At 39.9% G+C, this 22282-nt stretch carries 24 protein-coding genes, 1 other RNA gene and 1 pseudogene; 3 read left to right on the top strand and 23 right to left on the bottom strand.

What is annotated here, in order from left to right; genetic code table 11:
* A partial coding sequence (locus D5F11_RS25015) for a hypothetical protein (RefSeq protein ID WP_143253792.1) occupies positions 1-313 on the bottom strand: 313 nt, incomplete at its 3' end.
* Here D5F11_RS25015 and D5F11_RS25010 point away from each other — a divergent pair.
* Both D5F11_RS25010 and D5F11_RS25005 read left to right on the top strand, forming a co-directional pair.
* Positions 302-991 carry an endonuclease/exonuclease/phosphatase family protein gene (locus D5F11_RS25010; protein WP_245998324.1) on the top strand — a complete coding sequence of 230 codons (690 nt, stop codon included), beginning with the start codon at positions 302-304 and terminating at the stop codon, positions 989-991. The two genes, D5F11_RS25015 and D5F11_RS25010, sit on opposite strands and share 12 nt — an antisense overlap.
* Before the next feature lie 211 nt (positions 992-1202).
* On the top strand, positions 1203-1904 hold the full coding sequence (locus D5F11_RS25005) for a DUF421 domain-containing protein (RefSeq protein ID WP_120119496.1): 702 nt from the start codon (positions 1203-1205) through the stop codon (positions 1902-1904).
* Between the two features lie 293 nt (positions 1905-2197).
* On the opposite strand, the gene D5F11_RS25000 is transcribed toward D5F11_RS25005, so the two are convergent.
* The 3 genes from D5F11_RS25000 to D5F11_RS24995 all read right to left on the bottom strand — a co-directional run bounded on the left by D5F11_RS25000 (position 2198) and on the right by D5F11_RS24995 (position 4657).
* Positions 2198-3034, bottom strand: coding sequence for a metallophosphoesterase (locus D5F11_RS25000; RefSeq protein WP_120119505.1), 837 nt, complete (start codon positions 3032-3034; stop codon positions 2198-2200).
* A gap of 753 nt (positions 3035-3787) precedes the next feature.
* Positions 3788-3958: a hypothetical protein gene (locus D5F11_RS27100; protein ID WP_185830909.1), complete on the bottom strand. Its 171-nt coding sequence runs from the start codon at positions 3956-3958 to the stop codon at positions 3788-3790.
* A gap of 138 nt (positions 3959-4096) precedes the next feature.
* On the bottom strand, positions 4097-4657 hold the full coding sequence (locus D5F11_RS24995) for a YkoP family protein (RefSeq protein WP_185830908.1): 561 nt from the start codon (positions 4655-4657) through the stop codon (positions 4097-4099).
* Positions 4658-4796: 139 nt separating this feature from the next.
* Between D5F11_RS24995 and D5F11_RS24990 the strand changes: the two genes are divergently transcribed.
* Complete coding sequence (locus tag D5F11_RS24990) at positions 4797-5903, top strand: MGDG synthase family glycosyltransferase (protein ID WP_120119497.1); 1107 nt, start codon at positions 4797-4799, stop codon at positions 5901-5903.
* Between the two features lie 138 nt (positions 5904-6041).
* Here D5F11_RS24990 and mprF read toward each other — a convergent pair whose 3' ends face one another.
* From mprF to D5F11_RS28305, 19 genes and pseudogenes are all read right to left on the bottom strand, one after another.
* Entirely contained in the window at positions 6042-8573 is a 2532-nt protein-coding gene (mprF, locus tag D5F11_RS24985) for a bifunctional lysylphosphatidylglycerol flippase/synthetase MprF (protein ID WP_245998322.1), read from the bottom strand.
* Positions 8574-8759: 186 nt separating this feature from the next.
* Positions 8760-9124, bottom strand: a transfer-messenger RNA (tmRNA) gene (gene ssrA / locus D5F11_RS24980).
* Between the two features lie 21 nt (positions 9125-9145).
* Positions 9146-9298 (bottom strand): hypothetical protein, encoded by a 153-nt coding sequence (locus D5F11_RS27095; RefSeq protein ID WP_185830907.1) that lies wholly within the window; start codon positions 9296-9298, stop codon positions 9146-9148.
* Positions 9299-9673: 375 nt separating this feature from the next.
* Positions 9674-9829: a hypothetical protein gene (locus D5F11_RS27090; protein WP_185830906.1), complete on the bottom strand. Its 156-nt coding sequence runs from the start codon at positions 9827-9829 to the stop codon at positions 9674-9676.
* 117 nt (positions 9830-9946) lie between these two features.
* Positions 9947-10192, bottom strand: a complete 246-nt coding sequence (locus D5F11_RS24975) for a ferredoxin (RefSeq protein WP_120119500.1) — start codon at positions 10190-10192, stop codon at positions 9947-9949.
* Positions 10193-10229: 37 nt separating this feature from the next.
* Positions 10230-12005 (bottom strand): adenine deaminase C-terminal domain-containing protein, encoded by a 1776-nt coding sequence (locus D5F11_RS24970; RefSeq protein WP_120119501.1) that lies wholly within the window; start codon positions 12003-12005, stop codon positions 10230-10232.
* Positions 11980-12222, bottom strand: coding sequence for a hypothetical protein (locus D5F11_RS24965; protein WP_120119502.1), 243 nt, complete (start codon positions 12220-12222; stop codon positions 11980-11982). Before D5F11_RS24965 ends, D5F11_RS24970 begins: the two co-directional genes overlap by 26 nt.
* Before the next feature lie 254 nt (positions 12223-12476).
* Positions 12477-14051, bottom strand: a complete 1575-nt coding sequence (locus D5F11_RS24960) for a benzoate-CoA ligase family protein (RefSeq protein ID WP_120119503.1) — start codon at positions 14049-14051, stop codon at positions 12477-12479.
* A gap of 439 nt (positions 14052-14490) precedes the next feature.
* The gene (locus D5F11_RS24955) at positions 14491-15294 is read right to left on the bottom strand and encodes an enoyl-CoA hydratase/isomerase family protein (protein ID WP_425470921.1); all 804 of its coding nucleotides are present in this window, start codon (positions 15292-15294) and stop codon (positions 14491-14493) included.
* Between the two features lie 57 nt (positions 15295-15351).
* Positions 15352-15996 carry a Phenylacetic acid catabolic protein gene (locus tag D5F11_RS24950; protein WP_120119581.1) on the bottom strand — a complete coding sequence of 215 codons (645 nt, stop codon included), beginning with the start codon at positions 15994-15996 and terminating at the stop codon, positions 15352-15354.
* A gap of 5 nt (positions 15997-16001) precedes the next feature.
* Positions 16002-16250 (bottom strand): hypothetical protein, encoded by a 249-nt coding sequence (locus D5F11_RS24945; protein ID WP_120119582.1) that lies wholly within the window; start codon positions 16248-16250, stop codon positions 16002-16004.
* Positions 16229-16555 carry a metal-sulfur cluster assembly factor gene (locus D5F11_RS24940; protein WP_120119583.1) on the bottom strand — a complete coding sequence of 109 codons (327 nt, stop codon included), beginning with the start codon at positions 16553-16555 and terminating at the stop codon, positions 16229-16231. The genes D5F11_RS24945 and D5F11_RS24940 overlap by 22 nt, the downstream gene beginning before the upstream one ends.
* Positions 16556-17491, bottom strand: a complete 936-nt coding sequence (locus D5F11_RS24935; RefSeq protein WP_120119584.1) for a Phenylacetic acid catabolic protein — start codon at positions 17489-17491, stop codon at positions 16556-16558. It abuts the gene before it with no gap.
* A 641-nt stretch (positions 17492-18132) separates the two neighbouring features.
* Positions 18133-19113, bottom strand: a complete 981-nt coding sequence (locus tag D5F11_RS24930; RefSeq protein ID WP_244861983.1) for an MBL fold metallo-hydrolase — start codon at positions 19111-19113, stop codon at positions 18133-18135.
* An 11-nt stretch (positions 19114-19124) separates the two neighbouring features.
* Positions 19125-19436 carry an enoyl-CoA hydratase/isomerase family protein gene (locus D5F11_RS27885; protein WP_281277114.1) on the bottom strand — a complete coding sequence of 104 codons (312 nt, stop codon included), beginning with the start codon at positions 19434-19436 and terminating at the stop codon, positions 19125-19127.
* 20 nt (positions 19437-19456) lie between these two features.
* Entirely contained in the window at positions 19457-19891 is a 435-nt protein-coding gene (locus D5F11_RS27880; protein ID WP_281277113.1) for an enoyl-CoA hydratase/isomerase family protein, read from the bottom strand.
* Between the two features lie 19 nt (positions 19892-19910).
* Positions 19911-20789, bottom strand: coding sequence for a PaaX family transcriptional regulator (locus D5F11_RS24920; RefSeq protein WP_120119585.1), 879 nt, complete (start codon positions 20787-20789; stop codon positions 19911-19913).
* 117 nt (positions 20790-20906) lie between these two features.
* Positions 20907-21683, bottom strand: a pseudogene (locus D5F11_RS24915) (enoyl-CoA hydratase/isomerase family protein).
* 40 nt (positions 21684-21723) lie between these two features.
* Positions 21724-21819: a hypothetical protein gene (locus tag D5F11_RS28305; protein WP_425470922.1), complete on the bottom strand. Its 96-nt coding sequence runs from the start codon at positions 21817-21819 to the stop codon at positions 21724-21726.
* Positions 21820-22282 lie beyond the last annotated feature (463 nt).

Here is a 22282-nt window from a genome sequence, read left to right as displayed (position 1 = left end):
TTGTTGTTACATTCATTATTATCAGAATAATAAAGGGATAAACTCTCATAAGGTTAGAATCAGTTTTCATTCTAGACGGTGGCGACGAGAAACGTCGCCCGATTGTTTCCTTTGAAAATCTGTGGCATCCGCCGGAGGCTTTCATCTCACCACTTACAGAAGTGGGAGACTTCTGCTGAATGAAGTTAAATGTATTTGAAACGATAATTAAGAGAAGAATGATTTGTAAAAAGGATATTAGTTGAGGAGAATTTATTTGAAGATCAGGGTTATGACTTTTAACATTCACCATGGCAAGGGAATGGATAAACAAGCTAATCTATCCAGAATCGCCGAAGTTATCGATTTATGTAATGCTGATATCATCGGCCTCAACGAGGTTGACAGGCATTTTTCCAAGCGCAGTCTTTATGAGGACCAAGCCAGTTGGCTTGCAGATCAATTAAAGATGGATTATGCATTTAGCCCGTCTATTACGAAACAATCCAAATCATTTACGAATATACGACAATATGGGAATGCTCTTTTATCCCGACTTCCAATTATTACAAGAAACTCACATAAAATTAATTCAATGTCCGGGATCATCGAAGGAAGATCATTGCTGGATGCAACTATTCAGATAAACAAACGCCCCATTCAAATAAATGTCACGCACCTCAGTCTTAATCCATATTTTCACAAGAAGCAAACGGATTTTATTCTAACTCACCATCATATGAAAAATTCCAATCCAATTATATTAATGGGGGATTTGAATATGAAGCAAGGTTCTTCAGCTTGGAGAAAATTAAGCGAAGAGTTTCAAGATGTATGGTATAAGAAGGGAAAAGGAGCAGGTTGCACTTACCCCTCCCTTCGGCCAAGATCAAGATTGGATTATATTTTCGCCAGTCGTGATTTTAAGGTAGTCAATGCCGAAATAGTATCAAAAATACCAAAAGCCTCTGATCATTTGCCTGTAACAGCAACACTATCTTTCAAAAGTTAAGTTTCTTAATGTAGTTCAAGGAGAAATTTACTATTTCTGGAGGAAGGTTCTGGATGAATAAAGACCGTATTAGTAACGGAGTCACAAATCGTTGTCCAAGCGTTGACGAAGCCTGATAAAAATACTTTAGCCTTCCCCAGCTTTCTTATAGAGTAAGCCTACACCCATTTTAATTTAAATATGCTTTTTAGAATATGAGGAGCGAGTATGGATGGAGTTTTTTAACAGTCGGGAGTCTTTAACAATAATACAATGGGTTTTAAGAGCTGTACTCGGATATTTTTTTATGCTCATCATTGCTAAAGCAATGGGTCAGAGGTCAATATCCCAGCTGAGATTACTGGATTTTGTCATTGCGTTAGTTGTTGGAAATATTATCGCTCATCCTCTATCCGATGAGAAATTAAGCATGAAGGGTTCAATGACTACTACTAGTGTACTTGTTGTTTTATATGCAGCGAGTATTTTTATCAGTTTAAAATCAAATAAACTTCGAAGAATTATGGATCCTCCTCCTTTTCCACTGATAGAAGATGGTCAAATCCTTTATAAAAATTTAGGAAAAGCCAGGATTTCCCTCGATTTTTTGTTATCTGAATCAAGAAAAGACAAAATTGACGATATTCACAAAGTTGCTCTTACTCTATGGGAACCTGACGGCACGATTTCATTTTTTCTAAAACAGAACTATCAAACAATAACAAAAAAGGACTTAAAAATTAAAGGGAACAAATTTTCCCTGCCTAGAACGATCATCAAAGAAGGAAAAATTGATATCAATGAAATGAAGAAAATACATAAAGATGAACTGTGGCTCAGAGATAAAATCAAATCAGTTTACCATGTGGACATATCAGAAATATTACTGGCAACGGTGGATGACAAGGAGCAGATAAATGTTTTGTTGTATTAAGGTCTCATCTTGGTCTTCTCATCACAAGGTCTATCCTGATTAAAATAAAGCATAACTAATAGATTCCTGCTGCCCTCCAAATTCAGCCCATATCCACACTACTTCCCCTATTGATTGAATGAGAATTACTTACTGAATTCAGCTCCTTGTTCCATGATGCGAAAGAAGCTAAATTTGCATGCCTACTTTTTCATCAAAAATATATCCAATCAAATCAGAACGAGGATCGAATATATAATGTAAAAATTGCAGGACTTTAAAAATTGGAAAATTGATTAAAAAGCCAGATACTATTATCCAGCTTTTATACTGTCTACCGACTGAGATAAATGTACATTGTGTATGGTTATTTCCGGGCGGCTACCTATCCTGATATTTACACCAGTCTGTCCAAGCCCCTCGCTTATATAAAATCGTTTTTCTTTATAACTGTGCAAACCTTTCACCATATTCATTTTAACCAATTTACCCATTTTCACGAGATGGTATGGCTTTGGCCAGTGAATTTGACCGCCATGAAAATGACCAGACAGCAAATAATCAAAATGGTAGTTTTGCATTGATAAAACAACATTTGGATCATGCGTAATTACCAGATTAAATCCTTCATCCAAGCCATTGTAGGATTCCATTAAATTACTTCTCTTAGTACTGAAATCATCAACACCGATAATATTTAATGGAACTCCTTCTATATCAATCCTATCGTTTTCATTTTGCAAGATTCTTACTCCATTATTAACCAACAGGCTTTTTAATTGATTTAGGTCATCTTTCCGCAAAACATAATCATGGTTGCCAAATACAGCATAAATCCCATAAACAGGTGTTAATTTATTTAAAATCTGCAAATATGGCAGAAGTTTGGGTATGCTTTTCTTTCTGTCCATAAAATCACCGGTTAAAGCGATTAAATCAATCGATTGCATTTTGACATTCTCATATAACTGTTCCGGCGATATTGAAATATTTTCAAGGTGTAAATCAGAAATATGCAATACTCTAATAGGCTTGCTTTTCTTCTTGTTTGAACCTTGTTTACAATCTATATCAATGTGATTAATGACAACGGATCGGGTATTCTTATTGCCTATATATATGAAAAGACTTAAAGCTATGGATATTAACATAGTAACAGTCACTTTGTTTTCCCCCTTCTCCTGTCAATTATAAATGGAAGGGGGAGGGATTTTAACCTGTAATATATGGATAGAATGTCAATTGACCGCACAATATTATAAACAGGCACAAGTATATCAGGCTACTGCTTCAAGTCCATGCTTGAGCATAAAGCAAGCTGTTGTTTTCCCGTTCGTGCCTATTTTAAAGATGTTTTATGATATACCTCACAATTTTGGTAAGGACTAACCGGCTGTTAGCACCTGACAAGGAACACATAACAGATCGATATCCTTACCGCTATACCTGCTTGAATTGCATCATCTTATAAAATCATGACCATCATGGCTGATATCCTGAAATGGCAACAAACAAATTATTTCGGTTAACTTCTTTAAAGCTTGCTGTAGATACAACCCATCAAATGCGCCTTGGCGTATTTGCGCCCAGATTTTATCGAGCTCCGCTCGATAAATTCCCTCTGAAAATCTGTGGCATCCGCCGGAGGCTTTAACTTTATTCAGCCGGGGTTTGAACCCACACTGAATGGAATATTAATATGCATTCATCTCACCACTTATAGAAGTGGGAGACTTCTGCTGAATGAAGTTAATTTGCCAATCATTATACTCTTGTTGTTTTAAGGTGAGTAGCTATAAGCAAAAGTCACAGGATATATTCCTAAGCTTTGTTGGCAGTACATCCGTGTTGATTGCGAGAAAAGACGTCATACCCAAAAATTGGTGATGACGTCTTTTTAGAGGTTATTGAGAAGTATTGGATTGCTTTTGCTGCTGTGCTCCTTGATTGCTTATGTTAGATAGCTGTGGCATCATATTTTGTAATTGTCCGCCACGTCCGGTCATCATGCTATAAGCAGCAGCTCCAATTCCTATCGATGCTACAATTGGTAATACCTGAATGTTATTCTTCATTTTTTTACCTCACCCTTCATTTGCTGTTTGCTCCTTGAGCACCTATAGTTTGTGTATTACTTATTGACATAATCAAGTAATATTTTGACAAGATTGATCTGCCTTCGTGGGATTGCTGATTTGGAACCACATAGGAATTTATACACTTCCATACTTTTGAAAAAGCGTGTCCTTTGACATGAATAAATACATTGGTTCAGGAAGTTCATGATTCGCTTGGTTGTTTGAAGACAGAAAATAAATCGGCAGGAGAGCTGTTTGCTTAAATTTTTTATAGACAGGGTTTTTTATGGAATAAGGTTCAAATCCAAGCCTTTTACATCCTTTATAAAGTGTAGTAATCCCTATCAAGCCTTTAATTTCATCATTGAGTTTACTCGATTGAATATAATCAACAACATCTGGGAGTGAACTCTTCACGCTGGAATAAATGATTTTTGCTTTTCTTAAGTCATTTTTATACTGCATGATTTCACTTAATAATTTGACGTTGTGCAAATGAACTTTTACTAATAAGTCATTCTTACAGATCTCTGTCCCGTCAGATAAAACAACATTCCTCCCCTGATATCTGGTTAGCCGCACACGCATAATGGTCTTTTTGCCACATTTATTTTTAATATGGTGTAGTCGTGTAAGGTGGAAATATATTGGATCTACCACGTTCCATCCTGAAATGCAAAATTGTCTGATTTTCATTCCAATTCTCCTTAACATAATATTTATGAAGGGCATTTTATTTTCAGAAAAAACGTTCACAAATATTATTGGAATTTCAAGGATGGAAGGATGATTTAACTGATATTCCACAACCTAACCTTATAAGGAGGGGAATTACATGCACAACGTTTTATTTTTGCCATTTCTGCAAATTCCTTCAGGTCATCATCATGTTGCTGATAGTATAGAGAACCAATTGAAACAAATGGCAGTTAATATCAACTGCGAGAAAATTGATATTTTATCTTATGGTTACGGAAACATTGAAAGTTTGATCTCCTCCGTTTATTTGCAATGGATTCACAAACTTCCAAAAGTATATAGCAAAATTTATCGGCTTGCGGCAGTGAAGCGTCCGAAGCTGAATAAACGCTTTCGAACGTATGAAGTTTTGTTTATTGACATGTTTAGAAATCTGCTACAAGAAAAAAAACCGGATGTAATTATTTGCACTCATGCTCTTCCCTCTTACATGGTTGCACGCCTAAAAAAATTACAGCTATGGACAGGAATAATTATTAATGTTTATACCGATTATTTTATTAACAACCTATGGGGAATTGAAGAAATTGACTATCACTTCGTACCAAGTATGAAAATGAAAGACCAACTAGTGGGACAGGGCGTAAATACAAAGCGTATTTTTATAACCGGCATCCCAGTTCATCCCATATTCAGTATGAAAAATCAAATAGTGAAAAAAGATCCGATATTTTCAGCTTTGATCAGTGGAGGAAACATGGGAGCCGGATCGATTGTCCAACTACTTAACCGATTAAAGCCGAGAGGGCAGATTCTCTACAAGGTATTATGCGGAAAAAATGGCAAGCTGCTCCGCCATATCAAGAACTTGAACAATCCGCTTATACAACCGATTCCCTATATTTCATCTAAAGAAGAAATGAATCGATTGTATGATGTAACGGATATGATCATTACTAAACCAGGTGGAGTGACAATTAGCGAGTGTCTAATCAAAAAACTTCCCATTTTTGTATATGATGTTTTACCTGGACAAGAGGAGCAAAACTTAATCTTTTTAAAAGATAAGGGTTTGGTTCACCATTTGGATGAGTGGACCATTCATGAAAATATAGAAGAAGAATTATTAACCGTTCTGCGTTACAAAAAGCGGGAGACTATAAGCAGGATTCACCATTATTTGATGGAGATTGATCTGGAGGACCCTGGATCATTCATCATCGACATTTTTGAGAAGGGATGAAGAAACCCAGCTATAGACGAATTTAGTTATGAGATTGTTTTTGTAAGACCCAAGTTAAGAAAAAACCTTCCCCATTTTTTCAAATGATCACTAACAACCGAATGAATCGAAAAAAGATGGCGACCTAATCATCGCCATCTACCTTTCGGAACGCTGTACCTTTTTCCCGATCAACAGCGCCGCTTGCAGCATCGTGATCGGCAAAGATGATCTTTTTCTATATGCCAAATACTTCGGTTCCCATTCATTTACATATTTCTCTTTAAATTTTCTCAGTCCTTGAAAATGATAGAAAAATTGCCCATGAAGGTAAATCTGGGCAGCAATCTTTTCACCCAAAAATGAATACTTGGAAAGACCCACATTCGAAAGGGGGGCCATACCCAGATTAAATTTTTTATATCCTGACTCCTTTGCCCATTCAATTAGTGAGAGGAAAATAAAATCCATTGTTCCTGAAGATGCACCGCCCTTAAAGCGCATCAAATCAACAGATATCGTTTCACCATCATAGACCGGCATCAAGCTTGCAAATCCGATGATTTGTCCACCAGAATCCTTTAAAATAGCGATATCGGATTTATTCAGATAGCTCTCATCAAAATAGCCTAAGGAAAAGCCTTTTTCCCTTCTGCCTTGAAGCCATTCATCTGAGGTTTCTTTTAAATCATCAAACAACGCCCGGCTGAAAGGCGGCTTAATAATTTGAAAGTTACTGCCCTCTCTTTTCACCTTGTTGAAGACGGCCCGGGCTCCCTTCATTTTTTTGCCCGAAAGAGAGAATTCCTGCAAACCGACAAATCCTTCTTCTCCCAGTTTAAAAAAGTCAAATCCATTTTCGTGAAGGGACGGCAGCATGTCCATACTCACTTCATAAAACACAGGAGTATAGCCGTAAAGGTCTGAAACCCGTTGAAGTTCCTCTATCGCATTCGGAAAATCCGTCCGTTCCCCGACCGGGTCCCCGAGAATCACGAGTTTATCGGCATAAAGTTGATAAGGGAACAGTACAGTTTTTTTGCTGTTCCAAAAAATATATTTATCATGTAAATAAATCAGATGGGTCAAGACATTGCCTTTGAACTTTTTGACATGCTCGAAAATTTCTTTTTCCTGAAAGTCGGATTTTTCTATAACCATTTTACTAGACCTGCCCAATAAATATCCTGCAGCAAAAACAGCGAAAGCGATCATCAATCCGATAGCAGCGCTGAAAAACAGATCCTGGTAATCCGTTATGACGTAAGGCATCAGCTTTGTCGGCAAACTCACCTTTGCCGTGGGTAAACTGAAGTAACCGACTAAAATATAGATCGACGTGATGATGAGAATCACAGCTATATCAAAAATAGTTCTTCCCCATGTTAAAACATAGCTTTCCCGATAAAAACGGTCCTTTGAAATTCTTAACAGCAATACCACCACGAGGAGAAAAATTGCTTCTTCATAGTCCAGTCCCTTAAACAAGGAAAGTACAGCCGCACCGGACAATACCGCTAAAGTAATTTTATATGCCCACTTCACTTTGTATTCGATTCCTCGCGACAGACCAAGGAGAATAAAACCGGCAGCCACCGTTAGCTGATGGGACACATTCATAATAGGTAATGACAAGAACTCTTCAACCGCTCTTAATCGCTCAAGAATTCCGGGAACTGAAGCGGACAGAAGTAGTATCAGGCCAGAAACAAAGACCAATACAGTCAGGATAAAATGACTGATTGTTTGAACAACACTGTTCGGTACATTATTCCAGGCCACATTCCATCTGTCCCAATAATTTTTGAGGAATAAGATACCTGCAATAATAAAAGGTATGAAAAAGTACCCAATCCGATACATCATTAAAAGGACCATCACTTTCTCATCCTGTATCCCCAAATAATCAGTTCCCCATATAAAAACAAGGTCGAAGGAACCTAGACCTCCTGGAATCATACTTACGATGCCGGCACAGCTGGCTACAATAAAAATGGGAAACAAATCATGAAAGCTAATATGTATATGAAGCATTCTAGCCAAAAACCAGATGACAATGAAAATGGCTCCCCACTCACAAAGAGAAACAAAAACCAATTGAGTACGCACTTTTATATCCATTTCCGTATGCTTATGTTTTCTATGAACGAAAAACAGCAAAACCGGAAGATATAGAGCGACCCCAATCACCGCTAAATAAAGCCACTTGGTATTCACAAGCAGCGGAATGTCCCTATATCCCATAAGAATTATCCATGAAAGCACTGAAACTCCTGTCAGGTAAAACAGCGATACTGAAGCGATCGTCGTTAACAGGGTCTTCTTGTCCATTTTATGGTTCCGATAAAAATAGGTTCTGATCATTAACCCGATCAGGCCGCCAAATCCGATTAAGTTAGAAAAAGTATTCGCAATTAATGACTGTTTCACAAGCTTTTTTTTCGGCGTGTCAACTCTCAACAGTTTGACCATGATCACATCATAAAAAAACATGGGAATGATAGCTGCGGCCACGACCAACAGAGTGACAGCCATGTCCACAAATTGAATTTGAGCCATTTCCCGGCTAAGTAAGCCATAATCTAAGCCTTTAGCAAATTTTTGAATTTCATACCCTGCTAAAATGAGCAAAGCCAGCGGGAAAACGATCTTGAGAAAAGAAACTATTCTGTTAATCATCATTTTTTGCATGTTCATCCCCCCGCTTGCCAAAGTCCTCTTCTGTTATCAAATATTACTCCATTAATAGAATACCCTAAATCCAGCACCATTTCTCCTATAAAAAAAAGCGGCTACTCCAGAAACGGAAGGCCGCCTTTATTGTTAAAAATATGGTGATATGCTCCTAAAAAAGTAAAAACCACCAAATTATGTATTTGGTGGAGACGGTGGGAATCGAACCCACGTCCAAGAATATCGCCACTCAAGCTTCTACGAATATAGTCGATATATTAGCGCTTCGCATCTTCTTCGGCCTATCGACAGGCTTCCGAAGTGCTAGCCTGATTGGTCTCTTCCATAGTCCCCAGGCGGAGGACGTCCGGCGTAGCCCACTGAAAGTGAGACCCTTACCCTACCACATGGGCGATGGAGGGAGGATCCGCATTAGGCCTTATTAGGCAGCTAAAGCGAGGTTATCGTTAGATTTGCCAGTTATTATTGGCTTTGACGTTTTTACGAGGACGATCCCCTCGACTCGCAACTCGAGCTCGACCTATCCCTGTCGAATCCAAAACGTCCCCATGATAAGAGAAAGACCTTTTCTAATCAAATGCGCCTTGGCGTATTTGCGCCCAGATTTTATCGAGCTCCGCTCGATAAATTTCCTTTGAAAATCTGTGGCATCCGCCGGAGGCTTTAACTTTATTCAGGCGGGGTTTGAATCCCCACTGATTGGAATACCAATAGGCATTCATCTCACCACTTACTGAAGTGGGAGACTTCTGCTGAATGAAGTTTAAAAAGGTTCGTTTCGGGATACAGCTTATATTATAGCAAAAAAGCACTAAAAATCAAGAGGAAGGATTAGCCATCGAACTGCTCTACCTATAAGATCCCTGTATTTCCATACACCTTCCTCCGGTTCTTACATATTCAAGTTCCCTAACTAAGTGTGTATAGGTTTAAATACCCTCACATCCTGCCTTTCTTCCGCCCCTATCATGATATATCTTATCGAACCCTTCATATCCCACTTCCGTATCTTCTTAAGAAGATCTTTTTCCACTTCAGCCACAACTTCACTAGTGACTGGATGATTACCTTCATTATCTCTCCGATTCCAACTTCCCTCATTTATCAAATGCGCCTTGGCGTATTTGCGCCCGGATTTTATCGAGCTCCGCTCGATAAATTTCCTTTGAAAATCTGTGGCATCCGCCGGAGGCTTTAACTTTATTCAGCCAGGGTTTAAACCCACACTGAATGGAGTACCAATATGCTTTCATCTCACCACTTACAGAAGTGGGAGACTTCTGCTGAATGAAGTTAAACAGAAAAATCACATTAATTGACTGTTTAACTATCAACTGACAATTGATACACACTTGTATCTCTACTTATATTCATCCACTTTTTGCAAGCTTCTTAAATGGTTCTTCAGATAACTGGATAGATTCGGTTGGACAACCATCATATGCATCCTCAACATCATCCTGAAACTCTTCAGGAACTTCAGTTATGCCTTGATTATGATCTAAGATGACAAAAGACAAACCTTCCTCATCATAAGCAAATACATCAGGAGCAGTATCCGCACAAGCCCCGCAGGCAATACAAGTATCTTGATCGACAAGGGTATACATTCTCATGTTCGTACCTCCCCAGTTATTATTGGACCCGCTTACCTTATACATATACAGATGTTGGTTCTGTTGCAGGCAAAAGGATTTCATCCGTTTTGACTTCATATAATCCATAAGGAACTAGGCGCAACCCCGGCAAGAAATCGCAGGTTAAGAATAATAAAGTGTACAATATATCATGAAATGGGAAACCTCGATCTTGCATGAAAGTTAACAATCGCTCATGTTGCTTAACTGCTACATCGAACGAAGCACCCGTAGTCATCATTCCAGTGAACGGGAGAGGAATTTCAAGGACACTCTCATCCCCATCTACGATAACAATACCTCCTCCCAATTCACGAACCCGTACAGCTGCCTTAGCCATTGCTTCTGGTTTTCTGCCAACAACAAGCAGTTCTGTGGTTGTGTTATATGTGGAAGCCATTCCATCGAGATGAACCGCAAAACGTTCTAATATTCCTTTTGACACCCACTGACTATCCTTATGAATTAATACTGCATACAGAAGCCCCTCATGATCTGACAGATCTGCATACCCTTTGAGAGACGGCAGCTCCATATCTTTTCTCTCTGTGATCACATTGCTTCGAAAACGAACAACAGGAACGAGTTCCTTTGGTTCAATATGTGGATATCGGTAGAGATTAACATCTTCCAAAGTGCTTTTCGTGATGGAAAAAGTTTTTTTAACCACATACTTATTCCAGTCTATCTCAGGCAATGGCACCGTCATTTTCCCAGATTTAGCCACTATTTTCCCTTTTGAAATAACCTGCTCAGGACGGAAGCTGACCAAGTCAGGAAGAAGTAATATATCCGCCTGCTTTCCTGGAGCGATTCCCCCAATATAGTCATCCAAACGCAAATAAACAGCCGGATTAATTGTCACCATTTGAATAGCGTGAATGGGTGGGATTCCAAGTTTTACAGCCTGACGGACAAGGCCATCCACGAACCCTTCTTCTTCAATAAAGCTTGGATGTGGTCCATCAGTCGTCATCATGACCCGATGAATATTCACATTGCTTTCTGTAAGTATCTTAATGATTTCAGGCAAATCCGGCCGGAGTGAACTATTTCGGAGTGTCGTCCACATTCCCAGTCTCAGCCTGTCAAGGGCTTCCTTTGCAGAAATAGATTCATGGCAGGCGCTAACCCCCGAAGCTACGACCGAATTCAATTTATCATAAGAACATCCAGAAGTATGACCGTCCACTACCTTCTTTTTTTCCTTTACAACCTGCATCGTGTCAAGTAAAAAAGGATCACCCTTATACAATAGCGGCCAGCGGGTAACCTCCGCTGTTCCCAAAACTTCATCCAATTCAAGAAGTTCTCGGACATCCCGTAGATTGAACCATTCTCTTTCGCCAGGAAACTCCGCCTGAGACACAAGTCGCACAAGCCAAAAAAAATTACCCGGCAAATGAATTAAATCTTTAATCATCTCTTTAAAGCCAGTAGCTCCCATGTGTAAATAAAAGAACAAGTTGTCATTTACAGTCGTTGTCGTTCCAAGTGGCAGTACTTTCCCTGTCACACTGACTGGATTGTACATAACCCATGGATGAGCATGAGCTTCAATATATCCCGGTGATATATACATTCCATCAGCATGAATCACTTTCGTTTTTTCCCCAACGGAAGCCTCGCTGTCACCAACATAGGCAATGGAGTCTTTATATATCGCTATATGCTGTTGTAAAAACTCCCCAGAATATACATTAATCACGGTACCATTTTTAATAAATTTATCCGCTGGTCTCAGCCCCTGTGCGACTTCTATCAACTCAAGCCGGTTGGCGTTTAACTTCATTCTTCTTCTCCCCTTCTGTACAAATGCAAGAACCTGCGGCACGGTGATCCAAACTATAGAGATTACTTGGATAATCAAATGTGCCTTGGCGTATTTGCACCCAGATTTTATCGAGCTTCGCTCGATAAATTTCCTCTGAAAATCTGTGGCATCCACCGGAGGCTTTAACTTTATTCAGCCGGGGTTTGCCCCCACTGAATGGAATACCAATATGCATTCATCTCACCACTTACAGAAGTGGGAGACTTCTGCTGAATGAAGTTAAAACTTGAACATTCATTTCAAAAGAAACGTAGCATTATACGGACTGGATCATTATTTAAATTCAAAAATTTTCTACGCTGGCTTTCAAAATGAATACGCAGTTCAACAAGTTGAGGCAAGTTTTCAATAAGTTTGGTTAACATAAAAAAACTGTAATCACACCGAGCCAACTGAACTTTCCTACTCTTCCAACCAAAAACATTATAGCTAGGAAGAGACTAGCTCTCTTAATCTATAGCGCTGAATTTTCCCAGTTGCCGTTTTGGGCAGTTCATCAATAAACTGAATCACCCGCGGATATTTATATCCGGCTAACTTCCCTTTAACAAACTGCTGAATGTCCTCTCCCAATTGATCGGATGGTACAACATCTTTTTTCAAAACAATATAAGCCTTCGGGATAACCAGATTATTTTCATTCGTATCCCCTACAACAGCTGCTTCCAGTACTGCTTCATGATTGAGCAGGCAATTTTCAATTTCATTCGGTGATACCCAGATGCCACCGACTTTTAGCATATCGTCGGCACGACCGCAATACCAAAAGTATCCATCTTCATCCATGTAATATTTATCCCCGGTGTTTAACCATTTACCAACAAATTTTTGTTTATTCTCTTCGTGCATATTCCAATACCCGTTTGCAATACTGCAGCCACTGATAACTAAATCGCCAATTTCATTTGGCGGCAGCTCAATCCCCTGTTCATTGACGATTTTTGCTTCATAGCCAGGAACAATTTTGCCGCTGCTCCCTTCTTTGATATCATCCATTCGGTTGGAAATAAAAATATGGAGAGCCTCTGTCGATCCTATTCCATCCAAAATGTTCAAACCAAATAGTTCTTTCCATCTTTTAGCAAAAAATGGGGGCAGAGATTCACCTGCAGACGCACAAATTCTGACTGAAGAAAGATCGAAGCTTTCCCTGCTCTGTTCGGCATATTCAATCATTGCCCCAAATAATGTCGGTACACCGAAGAAAATTGTTGGCTTATACTTTTCAATTGTTTGAAACATTATTTCAGGTGTCGTTCTCTCTTTGACCAAAATAGTCGACCCCTTTGCTCCTAATGGAAAATACATCCCTCCTCCTAAACCATATGCAAAGAAAAGCTTAGATGCCGAAAGACAGCGATCATTTTCAGTCATTTTTAACACTTTTTTTGCATAGTTATTCGTCGACACTTCCATATCATGCTGCAGATGAATGACACCCTTCGGTTCTCCTGTTGTACCAGAACTGTACAACCAGAAAGCTGAATCGTCATAACCGGTATATGGTGATTGAAAATCAATGTCTTGAGAATCCAATAATTGTTGAAAATCTAAAGTATCATCGCTGAGCTCTCCCGCACCTTCCAAAATAACGATGACATGTTTTAAAAAGACAAATCTTTTTCTTAAATGGGATATTTGTCTCCAGAGTGTCTCATGGATAATCAAGGATTTTGCCCGGCTATTGTTTAAATAATACTCGTAATCATGTGGTTGCATCATCGTATTTACAGGGATAGGAACAACGCCTGTTCGAATTCCCCCAAAAAAAGAATAAATAAATTCAGGAGAGTCGTAACAAGTAATCACCACCCGATCTTCCATTTCTAAACCTATTTCATTGAACATATTGGCAGCTTGGTTGACACGATCTTGCAACATCCCGTATGTAACCTGCCCTCCTTCATAATAGAGAGCTGTCTTATCTTCCAAGCCGGATTTGATATTTTCATCAATAAATTGGTTGGAAGCATTATACGGCATGTCAATACCACGCAAATCCATCTCATCATCACCTTACCGTTTTATTTTTTAACGTTTGAGTGAATAATGTGTAGGTCAAGATGTTATTTGTTGAAAAAGAAGCTGCTCAAAGGAAGTTAAAAAGAAATCCATTTTCTTTTTCTTTCTTTTGGGCAGCTCTTATTTGTTCTGAGTAAAGAAATTGTTATGGAAAATTTTATTCAAAGGAAGCTTTTTCTTTGCCCAGCTACGACGTATAGGACGTACTAGTGCAAGCAAGGTGACAGGACGTCGCGTTCCGAGCCTGCCGACGGACAGGACAGGCTAGTGCCACCGAAGCGACAGGATGTGGGCCAGCACCTAGCCCCGCAAAGATCAAGCCGATTCCCTGTGGTGGCTGAAGAACTGCCTCCTCGGGAATCGTCTTGTTTGCCCGTGCTGACCAAGGCGCTTTCGCTTTTCTTAGTCATATTCCTATCAATTATTTCCCTTTCCAATTAGCCGGACGTTTCTCAATAAAGGCGCTCAACCCTTCCATCGCATCCTCTGAACGGAACAATAGATTTTGAAGCTCACCTTCATAACGGATAGCTGCATTGAGCGGCATCTCCTTTCCATTCATAATGGATAGCTTAATATTGGATACAGCATAGGCGGCACTTTTAACGATTTTTCTGGCATAGTCCATCGTTTTTTCCCTTGTCTCGGCTTGAGGATAAACACGGTTGACGAGCCCGATCTCTAAGGCTTCCTGCGGGGTCAGTGTCTCCCCTGTTATATTCATATCCAGCGCGCGGGAGAACCCGACAAGACGGGCTAAACGCTGCGTTCCCCCTGTTCCTGCCAAAACACCCAAGGAGACTTCCGGAAGGCCGATTTGTCCTGCTTCATCACCCATAAAGCGAAGATCGCATCCCATCGCCAGCTCCAAGCCCCCTCCTACTGTATGCCCTTCCAAACATGCGATAAAAATTTGCGGGGAGCGCGCCATTTTGTCCAAGGTTTCGTTACATAGCAGACAAAATTGGGTTTTGAAATGCGGGTCAGCTGACTTCAAGAAATGAATGTCCGCTCCTGTTGAAAAGAACTTTGGAACATCACTCACCAGAACAGCCACTTTGATCTCCTTATCAAAACGGATTTCATCAATCGCTGCGTTTAATTCCTGATAGAACTCCAGGCTGTATGCATTTGTTTTACTGACATGAATATGGATCGTCGCTATCCCTTTTTCTTTTACTACCGTTACATTGTCCTTTTTTGTTTCTGTTTTAGTTGTCATCATTATGATTCCTCCCTGTTTTTTCTGTTCATTAAGAATTATCAATTAATAGTTTTGAATTTAATATACAACAGCCCGATCATCTAAATTCAGTTTGTTTAATTCCTCTTGGAACTTGCTGATCAAAGAAGTGTCGTTAACAACATAACCACTATCAGTAATCCCTGTCGTCTCTGCAACTTCCTTCATCCACTGTTTCACCTCGGGGAGCATGTTATTCAATGACTCTTTAAATGCAACTGGGATGGCACCTTGATCATTCAATAGCTGGCGAGCCCACTGTTGCGCATAAACGATATGTTCTTTTTGTTCTTTCATCAGCTTTTGAATCCGAGATATCGTTTTGTCGTTTCCTTTTTCCGAAATGGAACTTAATACAATATCCACCGCTGTAACGACTGTATAAAGTGATGCCATTAAGGTGATCCAATTATGAGTCTCTACTACACCTTTAAATGCTTTACCAGTCTGCCTCTCTATATTTGTTTTTTTTGACTTTAACCCTTTTAATTCGAATATCCAGTTATATAAAAGCCGAGCATGCCCAAGCTCCCCTTGCGCCATCGCGACTGCTGCTAATGTTGCCTCAAGGTTCGGCCCGCTTACCCCAATTTCAACCAACCGGTCACCTAAAACAAATTTATTATCCGCAATCGTTTCCAACAGCTCGATAAAGGATCCTGAATTTCTTACATCTTCCGCCATTTTTCTTACGCCCCTTTTTTGGCAAATAATCCTTTAGTCTTTTTCGCCCAATGAAGCTGTCCTCTTTCTACCACACACATTTCAGCCCAGTCTTCTTCGTCATAAATAAAAACGGCATATATTTTTGCCAATTCTGGGGACTCTGCTTCAACGGTACCAATATGAACTAAGTCATCACCTCGTTTGATCCGGGTAAAAATGTCAAATGTTAATTTTTCATTTGATAGTTCAGTCACTTTGAACTGACCCCCCATCGTTTCATCCTTTCACGGCCTTCCGGGCTCATCCGATCCACGGTCCATGGTGGACTCCACACTACTTCAATGTTTACTTCTTTGACTTCCAGCTCTTTCAGAAGGCGTGTTTCGATGTCTTCTTTTATCCAATCCATACAGGCGCATGAAACAGCAGTAAAAGTCATAGTCAAATTGATAACGCCTTCATTTATCTGAATATGGTAGATCAAGCCCATATCCACTACACTAATAGGAAATTCAGGATCATTCACTTCTTTTAGAGCATCCCAATATTTTTGGATATTGTCAGCAACCGCCTCCATTTATACCACCTCTTTCCTCAACTGCTCCATTTCCTTTGCTCCCCGCTGAATTCTCTCAACAAATTGTTGGTTATGCGGTCCTCGGCTTTTAAATCTTTTAATGACATTCTCCCATGTATCCGGCTGATCAAATAACCACCTTTTGTTTTCCACATCAAACTTACAAGGAAATGGCACATCTATAACATATTTTTCTTGCTTTTCATCATAATGTGCAGGTACTTTTACACCAATAGATTCGCAAAATGGAACGGCTGTCGAAAGCCATTGCTGCCGAAGTTCGTCATTTGTTTTTCCTTTTAACTTATACTCCAATTGCTGCGATCGGCTTTTTAAACTATCTTCAACTCCAAAGAATTCTAGAGCCATCAAAAACATCCAGTCTACTGCCTTTTGAACCTTTTCTTGGAGTTCAGGATCTTTCATAGCTGTTTTCATGATGATTTCACCGTTACGGAGATGAAACAGCTCTTCTTTGTCCACCTTGACCAGTGCGCGTCTCCATGGCCCATATGAGGTATTTTTTCCGGCATCACCCAGTAATGTATATCCAGCCCTGTCAAACAATGCGTTAAATACGCCCAGTTCGATCCAATTTGATAGTTCAAAATCAAATGCATAAGGGTTCTTCCAACGATTTGCCTCTCTGTTATACAGAAGTTCGTCCGTATCCTCTCCCAAATCTTTCAGAAGACGAAAAGCAATATGCGCATGACCAATTTCATCCTGCATAATAGCCAATGCAGTTATTTTATTGTTTAATGTCGGAGCCTGATTGTACACCGTCAACAATGGGGGGACACTCAATAATTCTGTATCACCCACAATCACCAGAGTTTGTTTCAAGGCCTTTAGATATTCATCATTCATATCCTCTAGACCTTCAACCATAAATCCATTGCGCACTTTTTCTTTTAACATCTCGGCGCTTTTCATTCCATCCACCTCCCTGTTATGTTTATTTCACTATCGTCTTATTAACGTAATAATAATGCACTCTTATTTACCTGTCAAGAAGATTTTCTAAAAAGGATGTTTATTCTGAAAAATAGGCAATTTGATACATTCCGCTTCAGATCTATAAGAACAAGAGGGGAAGCTCATATTCATACAAACTTTTGAGTGCCTTCGATGCGCCTCAAGGCTTCAGCAGAGCGACTTCCTGTTGCTCCGCTTGCATTTGTACTTCCTTGTACGTCTGCAAGCTCAGAATACGACATTCAAGTTCTTTACTTGAACTATACCTCCTGTATATCGCCAGCACTAAGAACCCTGTCAGCAGGAAACATCGTAAGAGGAGGTGCGGCCGTCCGCTGCTAGATATAACATAATGCGAATCAAATGTGCCTTGGCGTATTTGCGCCCAGATTTTATCGAGCTCCGCTCGATAAATTTCCTCTGAAAATCTGTGGCATCCGCCGGAGGCTTTAACTTTATTCAGCCGGGGTTTGAACCCCTACTGAATGGAATACCAATATGCTTTCATCTCACCACTTACAGAAGTAGGAGGCTTCTACTGAATGAAGTTAAAATGTTACGTTTTGGTCAACAACGAAAGAAAAAACACATAACAAGAGTTATGCGTTTACAAATTGATTGGCGTGATATTGTATCATTTTATCTTTTGATTTTATCAGTCTTCCGCATTGATGAAGGTATTCCAAATGCGCCAGGGTTTCAGCAAGTGCAAATCTCCATTGATGGGAATTTAACTCTCTGTCTTTAAAGACTTCAACCGCTGTTTCATAGGCAGTCTTTCCATCCTTTGTGAGTTGAAACATATCATTTAATCTTTCCTCGTGATGTAGAGTGATTTCCTTAATGCGTGCTGACAGGTCGTTTATTACTTTTCCGTGGGCAGGAAGCGCCATCTTTACCTCTAATGAGCTTATTTTCTCCAAAGACTGCAAATAATCCTCAAGAGGATTTTGTCTGCTATACGGCCATAAACCAATATTAGGTGTGATTTTATCTAATACATGATCTGCTGCCAAAAATAGCTGTTTTTTAGGCTGGTAAAAACAAATCATGCCATCACTATGTCCAGGGGTTGGAATAACGTCCCAATCTTCCCCGCTCAATCGCACTCTATTATCTTCCAAGATGGTAAATTCCGGTAGAGGAAGTACATGATCTCCCATTCTTACAAATTGCCGCTCCACCTTCTCTGCGAGATCACGAGGCATCCCATGTTCCACACAAGCATTCGCAAACCCCTCGGCCATCAATTTTGACTCCCCAAAAGCCCGGTGAAACGATTGGTAGTCTGTCTCACTCATATAAACATGGGCACCTGTCTGTGTCTGCATCCATCCTGCTAATCCCGAATGATCCGGGTGATAATGAGTTAAATAAATGGAATGGATAGAGGTGGTTTTGATAGAAAGCTTCGAAAACACCATCTCCCATACTTTAATAGCTTCCGAATAATTGAACCCCGTATCAACAACAGCCCAACCGTCCTCATCCTTAAAAAGATAGCAGTATACATACTTCATCGGAAAAGGAATAGGTATTGCTATCCTATAGATCTGATTTTCTATTTGTTGAATATACACATTTTTGCCTCCTATGCATTTGTCCAGACAGGTTCTCTCTTTTCTATGAAAGAGCTCAGGCCTTCTTGGGCATCTTTAGAAGGAATCAAGTCTCGAAAGTAAACTTGTTCCACTTTGCCAATCGCTTCGGCAAAATGAACAGACAGAGCTTCTCTGATTGTCTTTCTCGTTAAAGAAAGAGCCAAAGCGCTCTTGCTTTTAAACTTTTGGAGAAGTTCTGAAAGAGCCTCTTCTAATTCATGAGAGGGAACTACTCGATTCACAAATCCCCATTCATATGCTTTTTGGACATCGATCGTTTCACCGGTTAAAAGTAATTCCATCGTCCGGTTCAATCCGGTGATCAGGGGAATGCCACAACAGAAACTGGTGGAAATAGCCCTAAATTAATTTCAGGCTGTCTAAATTTCGCTTTTTCAGTTGCATACACAATATCACAGAAAGTTGCCAGCTCACATCCACCACCCAACGCAGCCCCCTCCACCACTGCAATCGTCGGACAAGGGATTTCAATTAAAAGGTGGAACATCTTATGAAAAGCATGAAGTATCGGTTCAGCTTTGTCTCCCATGTGATCTTCCACTGAAGCCCCTGCTGAGAATGCTTTACCTTCCGCGCGGATGACTAATGCATGCAAATCTTTTTCCTCCCGAATACTTAAAAGGGCATTGGAGATCTCCACCATCATTTGAATATTTAAAATATTTATAGGCGGCCGTTTTAATGTGAGGTAAGCAACTCTATCCGTCGCATGAAATGTAATGGTTTCGAAACTCAACTTCATTTCTGCCTCCTTTCTACTCAATACTATTTATGAATGGATTAATTGCTCGATTGCGATCAAAAACTGGATTTGTATCCGGAGCCTGCTCAAAATTAGACTCAAAATATCTGATTGCCGGAATGGCGATCAGTTGATGAATATTAAAAAACAACTCTCTCGCTTTAAATCCGATCCAGTCTTTTGGGAGTAAATCTACTGGAAAGTTCGGGTCAAAAAATAGGAACTTTCGATATTCGTGGACAACCTCAGTCCGGATGATAAAACACTGTTCATCTGTTAATGAGTTGTGCCAAGCCCCTTCCTTAAGCTGCTCATACTTTTCACCATACTTATCCATAAATTCTAAGTGTTTACTTTCAATCTTTTTCATATCCCACCCTTTATTAATAATCTCTTGATTATCGTGTGAGACAAATGAACTCGAAGTAAACAGGATTCCGTAATCATTTAAATGATGGTCATTGACCATTTCCATGACTTGTTTTTCAAGAGGATTCGGAGTTGCCCATACACTATTCGAGATCGGTCCAAACCCTAACCACATCAATTCTTTGCGTAATTGATTCCTTACTTCTCTCATTTCCTCGGGAACAGAATAAGTGTAGATACGCCAAAACCCATCCCAATTGTCAATCGGTGTGGTGTAGACTCTTGAAACACCGTCTAGCATACTCCTTTTCCCTTTATTCGTTAATGAATAATAGCTTTTATTTCCAATTTTCCTTGATTCAAAAAATCCCTGCTGTACCATTCGCAAAGTTGCGCCTCTACAGGATGATTCTGAAAGACCGAAATGTGACATGAGCCTTATCATACTGCCAATCCAAATTTCTCCTCCATAATGTTGGATGTATTCGCCGAAAAGTGTAAACATTAGTCCCCTAGGCTTCATCTTTTCACCATCTTATTTCATATTTTTCCACTTCCTTATTATAACATTTTAAATTATTTTAAAAAAACAATACTGGAACTCTATTGCTCCAGTATTGTCGGGGGGATTTAACACACTCTATTTCCCTTTCCAATTAGCCGGACACTTTTCAATAAAGGCGCTCAACCCTTCCATCGCATCCTCTGAACGGAAGCTCTCCCTCATAACGGATAGCTGCATTGAGCGGCATCTCCTTTCCATTCATAATGGATAGCTTAATATTGGATACAGCATAGGTGGCACTTTCAACGATTTTTCTGGCATAGTCCATCGTTTTTTCCCTGGTCTCGGCTTGAGGATAAACACGGTTGACGAGACCGATCTCTAAGGCTTCCTGCGGGGTCAGTGTCTCCCCTGTTATATTCATATCCAGCGCGCGGGAGAACCCTACAAGACGGGCTAACCCCCTGTTCCTGCCAAAACACCCAAGGAGACTTCCGGAAGGCCAATTTGTCCTGCTTCATCACCCATAAAGCGAAGATCGCATCCCATCGCCAGCTCTAAGCCGCCTCCTACTGTATGCCCTTCCAAACATGCGATAAAAATTTGCGGGGAGCGCGCCATTTTGTCCAAGGTTTCGTTACATAGCAGACAAAATTGGGTTTTGAAATGCGGGTCAGCTGACTTCAAGAAATGAATGTCCGCTCCTGTTGAAAAGAACTTTGGAACATCGCTCACCAGAACGGCCACTTTGATTTCCTTATCAAAACGGATTTCATCAATCGCTGCGTTTAATTCCTGATAGAACTCCAAGCTGTACGCATTTGTTTTACTGACATGAATATGGATCGTCGCTACCCCTTTTTCTTTTACTACCGTTACATTGTCCTTTTTTGTTTCTGTTTGTACTGTAATCCTTTTTTCCACCCTTTTAGTTAAGCTGGCATTATTATGTTCAGTCAGCCTTTTGCCATCTAATGAACTCAAAGACACTACGGCAATTGTTGCAGTAATACTGGGATACGAGCTGCGCTGTGCCAAAGGACGCCATCCTGCTTACATCTTCTGATTCGCAAAAAGAACAACGTGGACTGACAGATACTTTTTCACTGATCAATTTCAATTTAAGGACCTCCGTTCCCTTTAAAAATCCCAACCTATTGTTATCTTTATTTAACGATCGAATCTTAAACATAATGTTATTGTCAAAATTTTTATTTGTCAATATTTTTATTTTTCCATTTATTTTTAATATCCCTAATTTAGAGGCCGGGCTTGAGGGCTGAAAATGGGGTTCGCACGATAAACCCGAAAATCGCACGATATTTTCATTTTTCGCACGATAAATCGAAAATTCGCTCAATAATCTCGATTTTCGCACAATAAATCAGAAAATCGCACAATTCTCGGGTTTCGAAGGAATATGGAATTCGCGTTCAAAATAAAATAGGAACTGGAACTAACATCAAATGCGCCTTGGCGTATTTGCGCCCAGATTTTATCGAGCTCCGCTC

It is taken from the genome of Siminovitchia terrae, from assembly GCF_003605405.2.
Lineage (GTDB): Bacteria > Bacillota > Bacilli > Bacillales > Bacillaceae_C > Siminovitchia > Siminovitchia terrae.
Note: the sequence above shows the minus strand (reverse complement) of the source record. Positions and strands in the feature narration are given on the sequence as shown.

Excerpts from the sequence above, each read along its gene's own strand:
- D5F11_RS25000 (WP_120119505.1), bottom strand. The coding sequence starts at position 3,034 with ATGTTAATATCCATAGCTTTAAGTCTTTTCATATATATAGGCAATAAG.
- D5F11_RS25005 (WP_120119496.1), top strand. The coding sequence starts at position 1,203 with ATGGAGTTTTTTAACAGTCGGGAGTCTTTAACAATAATACAATGGGTT.
- mprF (WP_245998322.1), bottom strand. The coding sequence starts at position 8,573 with ATGCAAAAAATGATGATTAACAGAATAGTTTCTTTTCTCAAGATCGTT.
- D5F11_RS24950 (WP_120119581.1), bottom strand. The coding sequence starts at position 15,996 with ATGGCGGAAGATGTAAGAAATTCAGGATCCTTTATCGAGCTGTTGGAA.
- D5F11_RS24975 (WP_120119500.1), bottom strand. The coding sequence starts at position 10,192 with ATGAGAATGTATACCCTTGTCGATCAAGATACTTGTATTGCCTGCGGG.
- D5F11_RS27100 (WP_185830909.1), bottom strand. The coding sequence starts at position 3,958 with ATGAAGAATAACATTCAGGTATTACCAATTGTAGCATCGATAGGAATT.
- D5F11_RS28305 (WP_425470922.1), bottom strand. The coding sequence starts at position 21,819 with ATGGCGTCCTTTGGCACAGCGCAGCTCGTATCCCAGTATTACTGCAAC.
- D5F11_RS24945 (WP_120119582.1), bottom strand. The coding sequence starts at position 16,250 with ATGGGGGGTCAGTTCAAAGTGACTGAACTATCAAATGAAAAATTAACA.
- D5F11_RS24990 (WP_120119497.1), top strand. The coding sequence starts at position 4,797 with ATGCACAACGTTTTATTTTTGCCATTTCTGCAAATTCCTTCAGGTCAT.
- D5F11_RS24920 (WP_120119585.1), bottom strand. The coding sequence starts at position 20,789 with ATGAAGCCTAGGGGACTAATGTTTACACTTTTCGGCGAATACATCCAA.
- D5F11_RS24935 (WP_120119584.1), bottom strand. The coding sequence starts at position 17,491 with ATGAAAAGCGCCGAGATGTTAAAAGAAAAAGTGCGCAATGGATTTATG.
- D5F11_RS24995 (WP_185830908.1), bottom strand. The coding sequence starts at position 4,657 with ATGAAAATCAGACAATTTTGCATTTCAGGATGGAACGTGGTAGATCCA.
- D5F11_RS27095 (WP_185830907.1), bottom strand. The coding sequence starts at position 9,298 with ATGAATGCCTATTGGTATTCCAATCAGTGGGGATTCAAACCCCGCCTG.
- D5F11_RS24955 (WP_425470921.1), bottom strand. The coding sequence starts at position 15,294 with ATGATGACAACTAAAACAGAAACAAAAAAGGACAATGTAACGGTAGTA.
- D5F11_RS27885 (WP_281277114.1), bottom strand. The coding sequence starts at position 19,436 with ATGGAATTACTTTTAACCGGTGAAACGATCGATGTCCAAAAAGCATAT.
- D5F11_RS24940 (WP_120119583.1), bottom strand. The coding sequence starts at position 16,555 with ATGGAGGCGGTTGCTGACAATATCCAAAAATATTGGGATGCTCTAAAA.
- D5F11_RS25010 (WP_245998324.1), top strand. The coding sequence starts at position 302 with ATGGATAAACAAGCTAATCTATCCAGAATCGCCGAAGTTATCGATTTA.
- D5F11_RS24960 (WP_120119503.1), bottom strand. The coding sequence starts at position 14,051 with ATGGATTTGCGTGGTATTGACATGCCGTATAATGCTTCCAACCAATTT.
- D5F11_RS27090 (WP_185830906.1), bottom strand. The coding sequence starts at position 9,829 with ATGAAAGCATATTGGTACTCCATTCAGTGTGGGTTTAAACCCTGGCTG.
- D5F11_RS24965 (WP_120119502.1), bottom strand. The coding sequence starts at position 12,222 with ATGCATATTGGTATTCCATTCAGTGGGGGCAAACCCCGGCTGAATAAA.
- D5F11_RS24970 (WP_120119501.1), bottom strand. The coding sequence starts at position 12,005 with ATGAAGTTAAACGCCAACCGGCTTGAGTTGATAGAAGTCGCACAGGGG.